The following is an 18,828-nucleotide window of genomic DNA, read 5'->3' on the forward strand; positions in this document are numbered from 1 at the left end:
GCGCTTTATATAGCGCAACTCTTGAATCTTTTCCATAAGGATACTTTTTGTGTATCGCTATTTCAGGACAAGACAAAATAATAATATAAAAAAAATAGCTTCCGGACAGGAAGCTATTTTTTTTGAACACAAAAAATTATTCAGTAAAAGGAACAGCTGCTCTTACTTTGCCCCAGCCTAAATTTAGAATAATACCTTTATCGCCTTTTGTAAAAACCATTGAAAAAGCTTCTAAAGAATCTGCAGCTTCTGTTACAGGAACCTTTAATCTGGCCACATCATTTGCTTCTTTATAGGAATAAGATCCCCATGCATTTAAATCTTTACTGATGATAATAGTGATACCGTCTTTTTCCGGAAGGGAAAATAAGGTGTAAGTTCCTGCTTTAATTTTTTTGTCACCTAATTTCAAGTCTTTGTAAAAAGTAATTTCCGGGGCTTCATTTGCGCCTGTTCTCCAGACTTTTCCTTCAGGTACAAGTGTGTTCAGCTCGCGCCCTTTTAGTTGTGGTCTGCTGTAAGTAATTTTTACAATTTTAGCTGCATCTTTATAATCGTTTGGATAAGCTGCTGCATCCATTGGGCTTTTGTCTAAGTCAGGGAATTTTTGAGCAATGACATTTGATGATAAAAGCATCGTTACTCCAAAAGCAATTGTGGTAATGATTGTAGATTTTTTCATAATAATAGTTAAAAATTAATGAGTGTTAAAATTATATATTGTTTGTCAAAAAATATTAAACATCTTGTTAATTTTTGTTAATGAGTTTGATATTGAAATTAAAAATAACAATTAGGTTTATGAAATTTTTGAATAAAACCTTTGCATCTTTGTAACTTGGAACCTTAGTAGCTTTAAAAAAATGACTTTCAAACAAAAAATACATTCCCATTATTTACAAATCGTTCAGGACCGAATTGATGTTTTCAGAGATATGATTTCAAATCTGACCGAAGATTCTAAAAACGATGCCAAAGGCTCTGCAGGCGATAAGCACGAAACGGCTTTGTCCATGATGCATATCGAGCAGGAAAAGCTTACGAATAAACTTAAAGAAGCAATTGCTCAAAAGGCGGTTTTAGATAAAATTGATGCCTCGAAAACAGCTGAAAATATCATTTCAGGCAGTCTGGTAAAAGCTAACGGAATTTATTTGTACCTAAGCGTTGCCCTTCCAAAAATCGCAATTGATGGTATAAATGTTATTGCACTTTCTCCGCAATCTCCTTTAGGAACACATCTAATGGGTAATAAAGTTGGGTTTCAATTTGAAATTAATAAGACGCATTATACGATTGAAAGTGTAGATTAAAGATATTCTACTCAATCTTGTCATTCCGAGGAACGAGGAATCATACTAGAAATTCGACAAAAACTGGCGAGTTTTAATGAATTGTCAGGAAGAAGTTGCTTTTTTAAACCATTTTTGCCTTCCAAATTAAAATTTTCAAGTTTCAACCTTTTTTTGGTGATAAAATTTTGCATTTTATATGTAAATTGATTTTTTTGATTGATATTTGTAACTGATATTGCTATTTGTGTTTTTCAATTGTAACTAATATTTCATCTTTGCCCTATCAAAATAAAATTTAAAAGTAAAAATATAGAATTATGTGTGGAATTGTATGTGCCTTTGACTTAAAGCAAAAAGCTGAAAGCTTAAGACCTCAAGTATTAGAAATGTCTAAAATTATCCGTCACCGCGGACCGGACTGGAGTGGAATTTTCAGTAATGATAAAGCAATTCTTTCTCACGAGCGTTTGGCAATTGTTGACCCGGCTTCAGGAAAACAGCCTTTATTTACGGAAGATAAAAAATTGGTTTTGGCTGCAAATGGTGAAATCTACAACCACAGAGAGCTTCGCAAACAATTTGCAGGAAAATATAACTTTCAGACTGAAAGTGATTGTGAAGTTATTTTAGCACTTTACAAAGAAAAAGGAGTAAACTTTGTTGATGAATTAAACGGAATCTTCGGATTTGCTATTTATGATGTTGATAAAGATGAATATTTTGTGGCTCGTGACCACATGGGAATTATTCCATTGTATATTGGTTGGGACCAAAACGGAACTTTTTACGTAGCTTCTGAATTAAAAGCTTTAGAAGGATACTGTACAAAAATCGAGTTATTCCCTCCAGGGCATTATTTGTCAAGCAAAGACGGTGAATTTGTACAATGGTACAAAAGAGACTGGACTGAATATGATGCTGTAAAAGACAACGAAACAAGTATTCCTGCAATTAAAGAAGCTTTAGAAGCAGCAGTTCACAGACAATTAATGAGTGATGTTCCTTACGGAGTTTTACTTTCAGGAGGTTTAGATTCGTCTATTACTTCAGCTGTAGCCAAAAAATTTGCACAAAAACGTATTGAATCTGATGATACAACAGATGCGTGGTACCCACAATTACACTCTTTTTCAGTTGGTTTAGAAGGTTCTCCGGATTTAGCAGCAGCAAGAAAAGTAGCAGATCATATCGGAACCATTCACCATGAAATTAAATTTACAATTCAGGAAGGTTTAGATGCAGTTCGTGATGTAATTTACAACCTTGAAACTTATGATGTAACGACAGTAAGAGCTTCAACTCCAATGTGGTTAATGGCGAGAGTTATTAAATCTATGGGAATAAAAATGGTTCTTTCAGGTGAAGGTGCAGATGAGTTGTTTGGAGGATACTTGTATTTCCACAAAGCACCAAACGCAAGAGAGTTTCACGAAGAAAACGTTCGTAAATTAGGTAAACTTCACATGTACGACTGTTTACGTGCAAACAAAAGTTTAGCAGCGTGGGGAATCGAAGGTCGCGTACCATTCTTAGACAAAGAATTTATGGATGTTGCAATGCGTATTAACCCACAGGATAAAATGATAAACAAAGAGCACCCAATGGAAAAATGGGTAGTTCGTAAAGCTTTTGAAGATATGCTTCCCGAAAGTGTGGCATGGAGACAAAAAGAGCAATTCTCTGATGGAGTAGGATACAGCTGGATCGATACTTTAAAAGAAGTTGTTGCAAGAGAAGTTTCGGATGAACAATTGGCAAACGCAAGATTTAAATTTCCATTGCAGACACCAACTTCAAAAGAAGAATATTACTATCGTTCAATCTTCTCAGAGCATTTTCCAAGTGATGCGGCAGCATTATGTGTTCCTCAGGAAGCAAGTGTGGCTTGTAGTACAAAAATTGCTTTGGAGTGGGATGAGGCTTTCAAAAATATGAATGATCCATCAGGTAGAGCGGTTGCGAGTGTACATGATGATGCATATCAAAAATAATAAAGTTTAATTTAGAACTTATATTGCAGAAAAACGTTCTCTTTGAGAACGTTTTTCTGGTTTACAGAAGGGCTTAGATTATTTTATTTTTGGAGTTTAATTGTTTGTAAATTAAAAGTTTATTGATTTTTTTTATATTTGGCTTTCGCTGAATTAAAATAGATTTTAGAAAAAAATAAAGGAGATTAAATATAATAAAAGTATGGGTGGAATATTAGCTGTTATTGGTAAGGGAAAAGATCCGCAACTTGTAAAAGAACTTTCAGGAAGAGTTTCGCATCGTGGTTCAGATGAAAGTGATTTACATATTATGGAAAATGGAAGCGTTTTAGCCAATCAACGCTTGACTATTATTGATTTAAATTCAGGGAAACAACCTATTCAGGGTTCGAAAAATGCCTGGATGATTCATAACGGAGAAATTTATAATCATCAGGAATTAAGAGAAGGGATTTTAAAACATCACACTTTTAGATCAAAATCAGATTCGGAAGTAATCGTCCATTTGTACGAAGAATTTGGTTATGATTTTTGTAATTTACTCGATGGTGATTTTGCCTTCGTAGTTGTTAACGGTGATGATTACATTGCCGGAAGAGACCCGATTGGTGTTAAGCCTTTGTATTATGGATTAGATGAAAGAGGAAGAATTTATTTTTCTTCCGAAATGAAATCAATTGCGGATCAGTGCAAGTCTTTTTCTACCTTTCCTCCGGGACATTATTACACTGCAAAAACAGGATTTGTAAAATATTATGAACCTGAATACGAAGAATATGAAAATGCAAATCAGCCGCTTGATTTAGACTTGATCCGTGAATCTTTAATTGAAGCAACCCGTAAACGTTTAATGAGTGATGTTCCGGTTGGAGTATTGCTTTCAGGGGGTCTGGATTCATCATTAACTTCGGCGATAGCTTCTCGATTATTAGCAGGAAGTAAGGAGAAATTAAAATCGTTTTCTATTGGCTTAGATGCTAATTCGCCGGATAATATTGCGGCTAGAAAAGCTGCAGAATTTTTAGGAACCGATCATCATGAAATTTATTTTTCTGTGGAAGAGGGGGTAGAGGTTTTAGAAAAATTGATTTATCATATCGAAACGTATGATATTATTTCAGTGCGCTCCGGTGTACCAATGTACTTGCTAGCTAAAGCTGTGAAAGAAAAAGGAATAAAAGTCATCATTTCAGGTGAGGGAGCTGATGAGGTTTTTGGAGGTCATTTGTATTTTAGAAACGCACCTTCTTCAGAGGAATTTCAAAAAGAAACTATTGAAAGGGTTCAGAAGTTATTCACGGCAGATATATTACGTGCTGACAAATCGACCATGGCACATAGTTTAGAAGCCAGGGTTCCATTTCTGGATAAAGATTTTCTGGATGTAGCGATTCGTATCAAAACAGAAGAAAAACAGCCAAAAACATATGAGGCTATTGAGAAATATATTTTAAGAAAAGCATTTGATACGCCTGAAAATCCCTATTTGCCATCAGAAATTTTATGGAGACAAAAAGAGCAATTTTCAGATGGTGTAGGATATGAGTGGGTTAATCAATTAATTGAATATTGTACTTCCCAGGTTTCAGATGAGCAATTAGCGGGCGCTTCTGTAGAGTTTCCGTACAATTCGCCAACGACAAAAGAAGCTTACTTATACAGATCTATTTTTCATAAATATTATCCGCAGGTAAGTTCAGCACAAACTGTAAGAAAATGGATTCCAAAATGGCAGGATAATCCTGATCCAAGCGGAAGAGCAAATGCGGCACATTTAAATGCAGATATTGAAATTGCAAAACCTGGTGTGATTGTTTAGTCATAAAAACGATTTTAAATTCCGGATTTAAATTTTGGAAAGATAATTCGAAAGAAAAACCGAAATAACGTTTAATGTTATTTCGGTTTTTTTATGTTATTCCTATTTTCGGAATTTCGAATTTATGAAGTCTGGAATTTTAGGATGTCTTTTAGAAATTATTTTCTGTAATTTTTAATAATTCTGTTAATAACTTAGGTGCTTTAAATAGCATTTTAAGAGGTATATAAATTGCGTTTTCATATATTTGCGTGTTAAGACAATAATTACATTTTTTAGAATAAATTATATGAGCGAAGAAATCAAGAAGAACAATTATTCAGCAGATAGTATTCAGGCATTAGAAGGAATGGAGCACGTAAGAATGCGTCCATCGATGTATATTGGAGATGTAGGTGTTCGAGGGCTGCACCATTTGGTTTATGAAGTTGTGGATAACTCTATTGATGAGGCGATGGGAGGACATTGTGATACGATTAGTGTTGCAATAAACGAAGATGGTTCGGTAACAGTTGAGGATAATGGTCGTGGTATTCCGGTTGATTTACATAAAAAAGAAGGCGTTTCTGCTCTTGAGGTTGTAATGACTAAAATCGGTGCAGGAGGTAAATTTGATAAAGATTCTTATAAGGTTTCCGGAGGTCTTCACGGTGTTGGGGTTTCTGTGGTAAATGCACTTTCTGTTCACATGAAATCTACTGTTTTCAGAGAAGGAAAAATCTACGAACAGGAATACGAAAGAGGGAAATCTTTATATCCGGTAAAACAAATCGGAGAAACAGATAAAAGAGGTACACGTCAGACTTTTTATCCGGACGATACTATTTTTCAGCAGACTACAGAGTTCTCTTATGATACACTTTCAGCTCGTATGCGTGAGCTTTCTTTTCTGAATAAAGGAATCACAATTACTTTTACGGATAAAAGAGAAGTAGATGAAAAAGGAGAATTTAAAAGCGAAGTATTTCATTCTGATGAAGGATTAAAAGAATACATTCGTTATTTAGACGGTAATCGTGAGCCAATTATTTCTCATGTAATCAGCATGGATAATGATAAAGGCGAAATTCCGGTTGAAGTTGCCTTGATATACAACACCAGTTATTCGGAAAATATTTTCTCTTACGTAAATAACATTAATACGCACGAAGGAGGTACACATTTACAAGGTTTTAGAAGTGGTTTGACAAGAACACTTAAAAAATATGCAGATGCTTCCGGAATGCTGGATAAACTGAAGTTTGAGATTTCAGGTGATGATTTTCGTGAAGGTTTAACAGCTATTATTTCGGTAAAAGTTTCAGAACCGCAATTTGAAGGACAGACAAAAACGAAACTTGGAAACAGAGAAGTGGTTTCTCCTGTTTCTCAGGCTGTAGGAGAGATGCTTGAGAATTATTTGGAGGAAAATCCAAATGATGCAAAAGTAATTATTCAAAAAGTAATTTTAGCAGCTCAGGCACGTCACGCAGCTAAAAAAGCACGTGAAATGGTACAGCGTAAAACCGTGATGGGCGGTGGAGGGCTTCCTGGAAAACTTTCAGATTGCTCTGAACAGGATCCGGCAAGATGCGAGGTTTACCTTGTCGAGGGAGATTCGGCAGGTGGAACAGCAAAGCAAGGTCGTGACCGTAATTTTCAGGCTATTCTGCCATTGCGAGGTAAAATTCTGAATGTTGAAAAAGCCATGCATCATAAAGTATTCGAAAATGAAGAGATTCGAAATATTTTTACAGCACTTGGAGTTACTGTCGGGACAGAAGAAGATAGTAAAGCACTGAATCTTTCCAAATTACGTTACCATAAAGTAATCATCATGTGTGATGCCGATGTCGATGGTAGTCACATTTCTACCTTAATACTAACGTTCTTCTTCCGTTTCATGAAAGAATTGATCGAAGAAGGTCACGTTTACATCGCGGCACCGCCATTATATTTAGTTAAAAAAGGAAACAAAAAAGAATATGCATGGAATGATGTTCAGCGTGATCAGGCGAATGAAAGAATGGGAGGAAGTGCAGCTATTCAGCGTTATAAAGGTCTTGGGGAAATGAATGCAGAGCAATTGTGGGAAACTACAATGGATCCTAATTTCAGAACTTTACGTCAGGTAAATATTGATAGTCTGGCTGAAGCTGATCAGGTTTTCTCTATGTTAATGGGAGATGAAGTACCACCTCGTAGAGAGTTTATTGAAAAAAATGCCGTTTACGCGAATATCGATGCCTAATAAAATTTAACCGTCAATTCGTTTAATTGTTTAAATTTACGTAAACAATTAAACGAATTGTTGATTTATCAGATAAATTAATTAATAACCAATAAAGTATAAAATATGAAAGTTACCATTGTAGGAGCAGGAAATGTTGGAGCCACTTGTGCGGATGTTATTTCTTATAGGGGAATAGCCAGCGAAGTAGTATTGTTGGATATTAAAGAGGGTTTTGCCGAAGGTAAGGCGTTGGATATTATGCAATGCGCTACAAACACAGGTTTTAATACGCATGTGTCAGGTGTTACAAACGATTATTCTAAAACCGCAGGAAGTGATGTAGTGGTAATTACATCGGGAATCCCAAGGAAACCAGGAATGACTCGTGAAGAATTAATCGGTATAAATGCAGGAATTGTAAAAGCAGTTGCTGAAAACGTACTAAAATATTCCCCTGATACCATTATAGTTATGGTTTCTAATCCGATGGATACTATGACATATCTGGCTTTAAAATCCACAGGATTGCCCAAAAACCGAATAATTGGTATGGGCGGAGCATTAGACAGTTCCCGATTCAGGACCTATCTTTCGTTAGCTTTAGATAAACCTGCAAATGATATTTCAGCAATGGTAATTGGAGGCCATGGTGATACGACTATGATTCCGTTAACACGTTTAGCATCCTATAACGGAATACCGGTAACTGAATTTCTTTCAAAAGAAGTATTGCAAAAAGTAGCAGCTGATACGATGGTTGGAGGAGCTACATTAACAGGACTTTTAGGGACATCTGCATGGTATGCTCCTGGAGCTTCTGTGGCATTTTTGGTTGACAGTATTTTAAATGATCAGAAGAAAATGATAGCGTGTTCTGTTTATGTAGACGGAGAATATGGACAAAACGATATTTGTATTGGTGTACCATGTATAATTGGTAAAAATGGGGTTGAACAAATTTTAGAAATTCATTTGAATGAAGAAGAAAAAGCGCTGTTTTCTAAAAGTGCAGATGCGGTTAGAAGCATGAATGATGCTTTGAAATCGATTCTGACTTAAGTGTTTTAAATAAAAAAGAATCAAGACTGCACTTTTGCAGTCTTTTTTTTGAGATTAATTAATAAATAAATTGTTTAATCATTTCGAGAATTATATATTTGCTCGGTTTAAAAAAAATGTTGTAATTCGTGATTAAGTTTTTTCGTTTTAAAAACTCATATCAAGGCTTATTCTATAGAGATTTAAAACAAAAAGTAAACAAAACATAATTAATTTTTAGTAATAATGCAGAATAAAGGACTTATTAAATTTTTCGCAATTCTATTTGCATTGGTAAGTATTTACCAACTTTCTTTCACTTTTGTGGCAAATAATGTCAAAGAAGAAGCCAAAGCTTTTGCAGGAGATAATCCTGATAAGGAATTAAAATATTTAGATTCCATTGGTAAAGTGAAGGTTTTTGATCTTGGTTTTACAGATTTTACTTACAATGAAGTAAAAAACAAACAATTAAATAAAGGACTTGACTTAGAAGGAGGAATCAATGTGATTCTTCAAATTTCTATTAAAGATGTTTTGAAAGGTTTGGCTAATAATTCTAAAAACCCCGTCTTTAACAAATCATTAGCCGATGCAAGTGCCAATTTAGAAGGAAATAAGACCTATTTAAATAAGTTTTTTGAAGCTTTTGAAGCGAACTCAAAAGGTGAGGTGAAATTAGCATCACCTGATATTTTTGCAAACAGAAGTTTACAGGGAGAAGGTGGTATCGATTTTCAAATGTCAGATGCACAAGCTCAAAAAGTAATTAAAAGAAAAGTTGACGAGTCTGTTGAAAGTGCTTTCAAAGTATTAAGAGAACGTATCGATAAGTTTGGTGTTACTCAGCCAAACGTTCAGAAATTAGGAGAAACAGGAAGGATCTTAGTTGAACTTCCAGGTGCTAAAGATGTTGACAGAATTAAGAAATTATTAGGAGGAAAAGCTCAATTGGAGTTTTGGGAAACTTTTAAAATTGAAGAAATTGGAAATTTTTTAGTTGCTACTAATGAGGCTTTAAAAAAGACTGAAATCAAAAAAACAGAAACTAAAGCTGTTGTTAAAGATTCATTGAATGCCTTGTTAACAGATGCTAAGGATTCAGTTGATACTAAAAAAGGAAACAATCCATTATTTGACAAAATGATTGGTCAGGGTGGCGGACCGGTTTTAGGTTATTTTGCCCCAAAAGATACTGCAGTTGTTAATGAGTATTTTAAAAGACCTGAAATCAAAGTTTTATTGGCAGGAGACCAGCACAATGCAAAATTTGTTTGGAGTAAACCAACTGTTACAAAAGATGCAAAAGGAAAAGATATTGAAGCTGTAGAATTATATGCTTTAAAAGGAAACAGAGATAATGCTCCTGCTATGAGCGGAGGTGTTGTTACAGATGCAAAAGATACTTTTGATCAACTAGGAAAACCTGCTGTATCTATGCAAATGAACAGTCAGGGTGCTAAAATTTGGGAAGAATTGACAGGAAGAGCTTTTTCTCAAAAAAGCTATATAGCTATTGTTTTGGATAATGTAGTTTATTCTGCACCAGGAGTTACAAGCGGACCAATTGCAGGAGGAAGATCTGAAATTACAGGTTCTTTTGATGTTGCTGAAACTAAAGATTTAGCAAACGTATTAAATGCAGGTAAGTTACCGGCTTCTGCAGATATTATTCAGTCTACTGTAGTGGGTCCATCTTTAGGTCAGGCAGCTATTGATGCAGGGACTATCTCAGCTGTATTGGGATTTTTATTAGTTTGTCTATGGATGGTATTTTATTATGGTAAAGCAGGTTGGTATGCTAATCTTGCTTTATTATTAAATTTACTTTTCTTGTTCGGAATTATGGCAAGTTTTGGTTTTGTGTTAACATTACCGGGTATTGCAGGTATCGTATTAACATTGGGTACGGCTGTGGATGCTAATATTATTATATTTGAAAGAGCAAAAGAAGAATTACGTGAAGGTAAGTCATTGTCAGAAGCTGTTATAGCATCTTACGGATGGCATGGAGCGATGCGTTCTATTATTGATGCAAACGTTACTCACGTATTGACAGGTGCTATCTTATTTATTTTCGGAACAGGTCCAATTAAAGGTTTTGCTTTGACTTTACTTATTGGAATTGTAACTTCATTGTTTACTTCAATCTTTATTGCAAGAATTTTTATTGACAGAAACATAGCAGGAAAAGCAGATTTAACTTTCTCTACAAACATTACTAAAAATTGGTTTACTAATTTCCACTATGATTTTATTAAAGTGAAAAAATTCACTTATATTTTCTCATCTATTGTAACAGTGGTAAGTTTAGTTTCTATATTCTTCGTTAACGGATTGGATGAAGGTGTTGATTTTGTTGGTGGTAGAACTTTTCAGGTTAAGTTTGAAAAACCTGTAGATGCAACAGTTATTTCTGATGAATTGTCTACTGCTTTTGCTACTCCGGTTGAAGCTAAAATTTTGGGTGATGAAGATCAATTGAAAATCACGACAAAATACAAAATTAAAGAAGATGGTATAGCTGTAGATGAAGAAGTAAATCAAAAATTATATAAAGCATTAGCCAAATATTTCCCTAATGTTTCTTATGAGAAATTTACAAACACATATGATGGTAAAAGGATTGGAGTTTTACAGGCTTCAAAGGTAGGGGCTTCAATTTCAGAAGATATCAAAACGAACTCATACTGGGCAGTTCTTGGTGCCATGGCAGTTATTTTCTTATACTTAATGGTATCTTTCCGTAAGTGGCAGTATTCACTAGGTGCGATTGCAGCTGTAGCGCATGATGTAATCTTTGTATTAGGAATTTATTCTTTATGTTATAAATTCATGCCTTTCCACATGGAAATGGATCAGCATTTTATCGCGGCTATCCTTACGGTTATTGGTTACTCTATGAATGATACTGTGATTGTGTTTGACAGGGTAAGAGAATTTATCATAGGAAATCGTAAAGGTAGTTTTGAAGATATTGTAAATGCTTCTATTAATACTACTTTATCAAGAACATTGAATACTTCATTAATGATGATTATCGTGTTATTAACGATGTTTATCTTTGGTGGAGAATCAATTAGAGGATTTATCTTTGCAATGTTAATAGGTATTGTTGTGGGAACATATTCTTCATTGTTTATCGCTACGCCAGTATTGGTTGATACGATTTCTAAAGATGAGAAACATACAATCGAAGACAAGCATAATAGTAAGGTTTAATATAAATCTTAACTAAATATGTAGAGAAAGATCCAGTAAAAGCTGGATCTTTTTTTTGTTTATATTGGAATTGTAAGAGAGATTTTTAGTGAAGTTACTACTCTCAAAAAAAAATAATATTAGAAGAATTATGGAGTTTAGCGTTCAATCACAGTTTTCAAAGAGAATTTACTTTTGAGGATAGGTTAATATTTAATGATTTTGAACATTCTTTAAATAAATGTTTGACTGAAAAAAGTATAATTCTGAAATAGGAAAAATATACATTGTGTAATTTTGTGTGTAGAAAGATTTTGAGCTTTTGTTATGGCTAGACCCCTAAAGATATTAAGAAAAGAACCTGCTGTTGAATATAAATTAAACTTGAATTTGACTCTTTAAAAAAAAAAAATAGTGAACAAAGGATAAGGTTTTACAACATTAATTTTAATCGAGTCAAAAGAAATTTTGAGTAGCAAAAAAAAATGAAAAAATTTGTGTTTGATGAGTTTTTGAAAGATGTTGAGAAATGTTTTATTTAAAATGTTTTTGTTAGAAATGTTTTTGTGAAGTCAGATTAATTCACAGTACAAGAAAAGGTCTTTTGAAACAAAACATCTAACAACCCTGATCGAAGCGGCGTCCTTTTATGCCTGGGTTTGGTATAAAAGATACAGAGGAGAGCAGGATAAAAGTTGTTATGGAAATGTGCTGCCAGCTTCTAATAATATTTACATTATCAGATAGTTTTCTGTAAAAAAAAAGCCTAATATTTGGAATATCAGGCATTTGAATAATTTGTGATTTAGTTTTAAGATGCTGCCAAAGGATTTCTTTGAGCTCTAATAATAAAGAAAAGCCCAATGATGATAAACGGTATGCTTAGCCATTGTCCGGTTGAAAAATAGCCTAATGCATTTTCAAATCCTCCCTGACTTTCTTTTACAAATTCTACAATAAAACGTACTACAAACAGAAGTACTAAGAACAAACCAAATAAATAGCCTGATTTAAGTCTTGCATTAGTTTTCCAGTACAGAAAAAATAAAATAGCAAATACAAAAATATAAGAGAATGCCTCGTATAACTGAGTTGGATGCTTTACAGGAACTTCTGCTAATATTTGGGCAAATTTAGGATCTGTTGCTATTGCGGTATAAGCTTCTTTTGGATCTGCAATTCCTGTTTTACTGATTGCTTCGTTTTTACTGAATTGATCGTGTAAAAAGCGAATTCCAAATGCAGAAGAAGTTTCTTGCCCGATAATCTCTGAGTTCATGAAGTTTCCGATACGTACAAAAATAGCACCGCTTGCTACTGGAATAACCACTCGGTCTAAAATCCATAATAAAGGACGTTTTAGAATCATTTTGCTGTAATAATACATCGCGATTATAATTGCAATGGCCGCGCCATGACTTGCTAATCCCTGGAATCCTGTAAATTGAAATTCGGGTTCGAATTTAAATGGTAAAAAGATTTCAAGTAAATGATTTCTGAAATATTCCCAATCATAAAATAAAACATGTCCTAAACGGGCTCCAATAAGAGTTGCTAAAACGGTCCAGACAAAAAGAGAATCGAGCTTGTCTATTGATTCATTTTCGCGTTCGAAAATCTTTTTCATCAGGAACCAGCCCAGACCAAAAGCAATTACGAACATTAAACTGTAATAGCGAATCATAAAAAATCCTAAATCAATTCCTTCAGAAGGATTCCAAACGATGTTTAAAGCGTGTATCATGTAGTATTATGTTTTTTTTAGATAGTTGTAAAAATAAATATTTAAAACAGAGTAAGTCTTTATTTAAAGTTAATGTTTATGCGAACATTTCTTTTCAGGTACGGGATCATAACCGCTTTTTCCCCAGGGATGGCAACTCAAAATTCGTTTGATTCCTAAATATCCGCCATGAAATAATCCATGTTTTTGCAAAGCTTCAATCATGTAACTTGAACATGTTGGTTCAAATCTGCAAGATGCCGGTGTAAATGGTGAAATTGCATTTTGGTAAAAGCGTACTAATAAAACAAATGGAGTGATAACTTTCATGGTTTATTAGAAGATTATTTGATTATATCGAAAAGGTTGTTCCCTCTTTTCCGTCTTTTAATTGAATGCCTAAAGCGATCAATTGGTCACGAATCTGGTCAGAAAGTACAAAGTTCTTATCAGCCCTGGCCTGATTTCTCATTGAGATAAGCATGTTTACTACACCTTCTAATTTATCGTTATTGCTGTCAGCAGCCTTCTCGTCGCTTAAACCTAAAACATCAAATACGAAAGCATTAATTGCTGTTGAAAATGATTTTAAATCTTCTGCAGAAATGGTCTCTTTGCCTTCTTTTAATAAATTAATATAACGAACTCCTTCAAATAAATGGGCAATTAAAATAGGAGTATTGAAATCATCATTCATTGCGTCATAACACAATTGTTTCCATGCAGCAAAATCAATAGAACTTGAAGTGCCTGCTGAAATAGCCGGCAATGCATCAAGCGCTTCCATTAATCTTTTATATCCTTTTTCGGCAGCAGTTACGGCATCATCAGAAAAATCAAGGATGCTTCTGTAATGTGCCTGTAACATAAAAAACCTTGTTACTGAAGCAGAAAATGGTTTGCTTAAAACAGTATTGTCTCCACTTAAAATTTCTCCTGGAAGGATGTTGTTTCCGGTAGATTTAGCCATTTTTTTGCCGTTTAACGTAAGCATGTTGGCATGCATCCAGTAATTTACCGGAGACTGACCGGTGCAGGCTTCATTTTGTGCAATTTCGCATTCGTGGTGTGGGAATTTCAAATCCATTCCGCCACCGTGAATATCAAAATGATTTCCAAGGTATTTGGTGCTCATTGCAGTACATTCAAGATGCCAGCCCGGAAAACCGTCACTCCATGGCGAAGGCCATCTCATAATATGTTCAGGTTCTGCTTTTTTCCAAAGGGCAAAATCCTGTGGATTTCTTTTGTCAGACTGTCCATCAAGGTCACGGGTATTCGCTAACATATCTTCGATATTTCTGCCACTTAGAATTCCGTAGTTGTTGGTTTCGTTATATTTTACAACATCAAAATAAACGGATCCGTTAGCTTCATAACCAATTCCGGTATCAATAATTTTTTTGATAATTTCAATTTGTTCTATGATATGTCCGGTAGCTGTTGGCTCTATGCTTGGCGGTAAAAAATTGAAAGCTTTCAGAATATCATGAAAATCGACAGTGTAGCGCTGTACCACTTCCATAGGTTCCAATTGTTCCAGACGTGCTTTTTTTGCAATTTTATCTTCACCTTCATCGACATCATCTACAATATGTCCAACGTCCGTAATATTTCTTACGTATCTTACTTTATAATCAAGATGTAAAAAATACCTGAATATGACATCAAAAGACATAAATGTTCTCACATTTCCTAAGTGAACATTACTATATACGGTAGGGCCACAAACATACATTCCAACGTTTCCTTCATGGATAGGCTTGAAATTTTCTTTTTCACCCGAAAGCGAGTTGTATATTTTTAAATGCTGACTAGTGTATAAAGGCATATTTTAATTTATTTTTTTTAGGAGCTAATCCTGCTCTTCACTGTATCTTTTATGGTGAACCCCACCATAAAAGGATGTCGCTTCGATCAGGGCTAGACAATAAATAATAGAAATATAGTAATAATTAGAATTGTGTATCTAATTTAATATAATCTAAAAATTCTCTTTTTGTTTGAGGTTCTTTGAATTTTCCACCAAATTCAGACGTAACAGTACTGCTTTCAATATCTTTAATTCCTCTTGAATTTACGCAGAGATGTTTTGCATCTATAACGCACGCAACATCTTCTGTTCCAAGGGCTTTTTGTAATTCCTGAACAATCTGCATGGTTAAACGTTCCTGAACCTGCGGTCTTTTGGCATAATATTCAACAATACGGTTCATTTTTGATAAACCAATAACTCTTCCGCTGGAAATATAAGCGACATGAGCCCTGCCAATGATTGGTAATAAGTGGTGTTCACAGGTAGAATAAACGGTAATGTTTTTTTCTACCAGCATTTCGCCATATTTGTAGTTATTATCGAAAGTAGAAGCTTTTGGTTGTTTTGCCGGGTTAAGTCCGCCAAAAATTTCTTTTACAAACATTTTTGCTACACGGTTTGGAGTCCCTTTTATGCTGTCATCTGTCAAATCCATTCCAAGTGTCTGCAGAATATTTTCAACATCTTTTTTTATTTTTTCAATTTTTTCATCATCAGTCAAGGCAAACGCATCTTCTCTTAAAGGGTTTTTTGCATTACTGCTAAAATGATTGTCACCTATTTCGTCTAAAAAATCTTCGTTATTTGTCATTAAAAACTACTATTATAATGTGGTATATCTTTTTAAGGCGGTAAAGATAATTAATAAATAGGAAACCTTTTCTATCGTTTTTACTATTAATTACTCCTTTTTGGATATAATATTAAATTAAAACCCAAAGTGGTTTCTTAAAAACACAAAAGACAATAACTTAGTCAGTTATTGCCTTTTGAAGTCTCTATTTAAATCTTGTTATTTTTTGTTGTAAGCGGTAAGTGCTTCTTTCAATATATTTACAGCGGTAGTCAAATCCTTTTTATTTAATACATAAGCAATTCGAACCTGATTCAAACCCATTCCCGGAGTCGAATAAAAACCTGCTGCAGGTGCTACCATTACAGTTTCTCCGTTCAAATCATAACTTTCCAGAAGCCATTGTGCAAAATCTTCAGAATTGTCTATTGGTAACTGTGCTATACAATAAAAAGCTCCTTTTGGCTTAGTAACGATAACTCCTTCAATTTTATTTAATTCACTAATAAGTGTATCACGACGGCTTTTGTATTCTGAAATTACTTCATCAAAATAACTCTGGGGCGTATCGATTGCAGCTTCGCAGGCAATTTGTTCAATTGTCGGCGGACTTAAGCGTGCCTGTGCAAATTTCATTACCGTTGCTAAAACCTGCTTGTTTTTTGTTACTAAACAGCCAATTCTGGCACCACACATACTGTAGCGTTTTGAAACAGAATCAACCATTATAACATTTTGCTGGATGTCTTCTAAGTTCATTACTGAAAAATGTACATCATCTCCATCGTACAAAAATTCACGATATACTTCATCAGCAATTAAATACAAATCATGCTTTTTTACTAAGCCTGCCAATTGTTTAATTTCTGATTCAGAATATAAGTAACCAGTCGGATTTCCGGGATTGCAAATCAGGATTGCTTTTGTTCTGGGTGTAATTAATTTTTCAACTTCTTCAATGCTTGGTAATGCAAATGCGGTTTCAATTGTAGAAACAAGAGGCACCACAGTTGCGCTCGTTGATGATGCAAATGCATGGTAATTAGCATAAAATGGTTCCGGGATAATAATTTCATCTCCAGGATCTGTAATTGTGGCCAGTGCAAAAAGTAAGGCTTCAGAGCCACCAGTGGTTACAATGATGTCTTCTGGGTTAACGTTTACATTTTGGCGCTGGTAAAAATGAGCTAATTTTTTTCTATAGCTTTCATATCCTGCAGACGGACTGTATTCTATAATACTCAAATCAATATTTTTTACCGCCTCGATGGCCACATCCGGTGTCTTGATATCCGGTTGACCAATGTTTAAATGATACACTTTGTGTCCTTTTTTCTTTGCTAAATCTGCAAAAGGAGCCAGCTTGCGTATCGGTGATTCGGGCATGTTTCTACCCTTGTGTGAAATTGTTGGCATGAGTATAAATTATTGAAGTGCAAATTTGCATTTTTTTTTCGAATTTAACGCCAACAATACAGGGACTTATAAAAATGTAACAATAATCAATATTTTTAGTAATTTTATAATAAAAAAATGTCAATGAAAAAATATATTCTATTGTTTTTTGGACTTTTGGCATCTTTTGTATTAAAAGCTCAGGACGATTTCTTAATGGAAAAACACAAAAAAAAAGTTGTAATTCCGTTTAAATTGATTAATAACTTAGTTTTTATACCAATAAAAGTGAACGGTATTGAACTGAACTTTTTATTAGATTCCGGTGTTGATGAAACACTTTTATTCAGTATGGAGGACAAGAAGGAGGTAAGTTTTAAAAACATTCAAAAAATTAAACTACGGGGATTAGGAAGCGAAGAGGAAATTGAAGGCTTAAAATCAACCAATAATATCTTGGAAACACGGGGCTTAAAATCTATAAATCATTTGGTTTATATTATTTTAGATCAGGGATTTAACTTGTCATCACATATTGGGATCCCGGTTAACGGAATAATAGGTTATAAGTTTTTTAAAAATAATATTGTAGAAATTAATTATCAAAAGAAAAGAATTTTTGTACACCAAAATAATGAAATTGTCAAAAAGAATTTAGATAAGAAATTCAAAGTATTGCCTATTACCATTGAAAGATCAAAACCTTATGTTATGGCTGCAGCTGTGGTTGAAGGCGAAAATATACCCGCAAAATTACTTGTAGATATTGGTAACAGTGATTCATTTTGGGTTTTTGAAAATAACAAAATTAAATTACCTAAAAAGAATTTTCCGGATTTTTTAGGGAAAGGCTTTAGCGGGGATATTGAAGGACACAGGGCAAAGGTTGGTAAGTTTTCGCTCGCCGATTTTGAATTTAGGAATCCAATTGTAGCTTTTCCTGACTCAAGCTCTATAAAAAATGTAAAAATGGTTGCAAATCGACTCGGTTCAGTTGGAGGCGAAGTTTTAAAAAGATTTACAATCGTTATGGATTACACTGATAAAAAAATGTATCTGAAAAAAAATAATAAGTTCAATGAGCCTTTCAGTTATAATAAAAGTGGAATTACAGTTCAGCATAATGGTTTACAATGGGTACAGGAAACGGTACATTTAGAGACAGTGCGTGTAAGTAACGCAACTGATGAAAATTTTAAGGATCGAAATAACAATGATTTCAGATATAAATTTCAATTAAAACCTATTTATGAAATCGTAAATGTCCGCAAAAAATCAGCAGCTGAAAAATGCGGCCTGCAAAAAGGAGATGTCATTATCAGTATTAATAATATCAAACCTTACAAGTATACATTACAACAAATTAATAATCTATTAAAGTCAGAAGAAGAAATCTCGATTAATCTAGAAGTTGAACGTAATAGCGTTTTGCTGAAATTCCGTTTTCGGTTAGAAGATGAACTGTAGTTATATTCTTGTTTTTTTTTTGGTTTTGTATTTGATAATTAGATAGTTATTGGTTTGCTTTTGTAGATTTAATAGTTT

13 protein-coding genes are annotated in these 18,828 nt (G+C 34.0%); 7 read left to right on the top strand and 6 right to left on the bottom strand.

Annotated elements, in window-relative coordinates; translation table 11 throughout:
- Positions 1-136: 136 nt before the first annotated feature.
- A complete protein-coding gene (locus GXM16_RS21910) occupies positions 137-682 on the bottom strand; it encodes a DUF2911 domain-containing protein (RefSeq protein WP_163396634.1) in 546 nt (181 codons plus the stop codon).
- A 181-nt stretch (positions 683-863) separates the two neighbouring features.
- Here GXM16_RS21910 and GXM16_RS21915 point away from each other — a divergent pair, with 181 nt between their 5' ends.
- The 6 genes from GXM16_RS21915 to secDF all read left to right on the top strand — a co-directional run bounded on the left by GXM16_RS21915 (position 864) and on the right by secDF (position 11,577).
- Positions 864-1,313 (top strand): hypothetical protein, encoded by a 450-nt coding sequence (locus tag GXM16_RS21915; RefSeq protein ID WP_163396635.1) that lies wholly within the window; start codon positions 864-866, stop codon positions 1,311-1,313.
- A gap of 299 nt (positions 1,314-1,612) precedes the next feature.
- A complete protein-coding gene (gene asnB, locus GXM16_RS21920) occupies positions 1,613-3,286 on the top strand; it encodes an asparagine synthase B (RefSeq protein WP_163396636.1) in 1,674 nt (557 codons plus the stop codon).
- A 202-nt stretch (positions 3,287-3,488) separates the two neighbouring features.
- A complete protein-coding gene (gene asnB, locus GXM16_RS21925; protein ID WP_163396637.1) occupies positions 3,489-5,105 on the top strand; it encodes an asparagine synthase B in 1,617 nt (538 codons plus the stop codon).
- A gap of 289 nt (positions 5,106-5,394) precedes the next feature.
- Positions 5,395-7,335 carry a DNA topoisomerase (ATP-hydrolyzing) subunit B gene (gyrB, locus tag GXM16_RS21930; protein ID WP_163396638.1) on the top strand — a complete coding sequence of 647 codons (1,941 nt, stop codon included), beginning with the start codon at positions 5,395-5,397 and terminating at the stop codon, positions 7,333-7,335.
- A 105-nt stretch (positions 7,336-7,440) separates the two neighbouring features.
- Positions 7,441-8,376, top strand: a complete 936-nt coding sequence (gene mdh / locus GXM16_RS21935; protein WP_163396639.1) for a malate dehydrogenase — start codon at positions 7,441-7,443, stop codon at positions 8,374-8,376.
- Positions 8,377-8,601: 225 nt separating this feature from the next.
- Positions 8,602-11,577, top strand: coding sequence for a protein translocase subunit SecDF (gene secDF / locus GXM16_RS21940; protein ID WP_163396640.1), 2,976 nt, complete (start codon positions 8,602-8,604; stop codon positions 11,575-11,577).
- Positions 11,578-12,367: 790 nt separating this feature from the next.
- Here secDF and lgt read toward each other — a convergent pair.
- The 5 genes from lgt to GXM16_RS21965 all read right to left on the bottom strand — a co-directional run bounded on the left by lgt (position 12,368) and on the right by GXM16_RS21965 (position 17,304).
- Positions 12,368-13,300, bottom strand: coding sequence for a prolipoprotein diacylglyceryl transferase (gene lgt, locus GXM16_RS21945; protein WP_163396641.1), 933 nt, complete (start codon positions 13,298-13,300; stop codon positions 12,368-12,370).
- A gap of 69 nt (positions 13,301-13,369) precedes the next feature.
- Positions 13,370-13,609 (bottom strand): membrane protein insertion efficiency factor YidD, encoded by a 240-nt coding sequence (yidD, locus tag GXM16_RS21950; protein WP_163396642.1) that lies wholly within the window; start codon positions 13,607-13,609, stop codon positions 13,370-13,372.
- A 22-nt stretch (positions 13,610-13,631) separates the two neighbouring features.
- Positions 13,632-15,110 (bottom strand): cysteine--tRNA ligase, encoded by a 1,479-nt coding sequence (cysS, locus tag GXM16_RS21955; RefSeq protein WP_163396643.1) that lies wholly within the window; start codon positions 15,108-15,110, stop codon positions 13,632-13,634.
- Positions 15,111-15,234: 124 nt separating this feature from the next.
- A complete protein-coding gene (gene folE / locus GXM16_RS21960) occupies positions 15,235-15,906 on the bottom strand; it encodes a GTP cyclohydrolase I FolE (protein ID WP_163396644.1) in 672 nt (223 codons plus the stop codon).
- A gap of 201 nt (positions 15,907-16,107) precedes the next feature.
- Positions 16,108-17,304, bottom strand: coding sequence for a pyridoxal phosphate-dependent aminotransferase (locus GXM16_RS21965; protein ID WP_163396645.1), 1,197 nt, complete (start codon positions 17,302-17,304; stop codon positions 16,108-16,110).
- 123 nt (positions 17,305-17,427) lie between these two features.
- Between GXM16_RS21965 and GXM16_RS21970 the strand changes: the two genes are divergently transcribed.
- Entirely contained in the window at positions 17,428-18,750 is a 1,323-nt protein-coding gene (locus GXM16_RS21970; RefSeq protein ID WP_163396646.1) for a PDZ domain-containing protein, read from the top strand.
- Positions 18,751-18,828 lie beyond the last annotated feature (78 nt).

Source organism: Flavobacterium limi, from assembly GCF_010645075.1.
GTDB classification, from domain to species: domain Bacteria; phylum Bacteroidota; class Bacteroidia; order Flavobacteriales; family Flavobacteriaceae; genus Flavobacterium; species Flavobacterium limi.

What these genes read in the sequence shown, in the direction of transcription:
- asnB (WP_163396637.1), top strand. Translation starts at nt 3,489, where the DNA reads ATGGGTGGAATATTAGCTGTTATTGGTAAGGGAAAAGATCCGCAACTT.
- lgt (WP_163396641.1), bottom strand. Translation starts at nt 13,300, where the DNA reads ATGATACACGCTTTAAACATCGTTTGGAATCCTTCTGAAGGAATTGAT.
- cysS (WP_163396643.1), bottom strand. Translation starts at nt 15,110, where the DNA reads ATGCCTTTATACACTAGTCAGCATTTAAAAATATACAACTCGCTTTCG.
- gyrB (WP_163396638.1), top strand. Translation starts at nt 5,395, where the DNA reads ATGAGCGAAGAAATCAAGAAGAACAATTATTCAGCAGATAGTATTCAG.
- GXM16_RS21970 (WP_163396646.1), top strand. Translation starts at nt 17,428, where the DNA reads ATGAAAAAATATATTCTATTGTTTTTTGGACTTTTGGCATCTTTTGTA.
- asnB (WP_163396636.1), top strand. Translation starts at nt 1,613, where the DNA reads ATGTGTGGAATTGTATGTGCCTTTGACTTAAAGCAAAAAGCTGAAAGC.
- yidD (WP_163396642.1), bottom strand. Translation starts at nt 13,609, where the DNA reads ATGAAAGTTATCACTCCATTTGTTTTATTAGTACGCTTTTACCAAAAT.
- secDF (WP_163396640.1), top strand. Translation starts at nt 8,602, where the DNA reads ATGCAGAATAAAGGACTTATTAAATTTTTCGCAATTCTATTTGCATTG.
- folE (WP_163396644.1), bottom strand. Translation starts at nt 15,906, where the DNA reads ATGACAAATAACGAAGATTTTTTAGACGAAATAGGTGACAATCATTTT.
- GXM16_RS21915 (WP_163396635.1), top strand. Translation starts at nt 864, where the DNA reads ATGACTTTCAAACAAAAAATACATTCCCATTATTTACAAATCGTTCAG.
- GXM16_RS21910 (WP_163396634.1), bottom strand. Translation starts at nt 682, where the DNA reads ATGAAAAAATCTACAATCATTACCACAATTGCTTTTGGAGTAACGATG.
- mdh (WP_163396639.1), top strand. Translation starts at nt 7,441, where the DNA reads ATGAAAGTTACCATTGTAGGAGCAGGAAATGTTGGAGCCACTTGTGCG.
- GXM16_RS21965 (WP_163396645.1), bottom strand. Translation starts at nt 17,304, where the DNA reads ATGCCAACAATTTCACACAAGGGTAGAAACATGCCCGAATCACCGATA.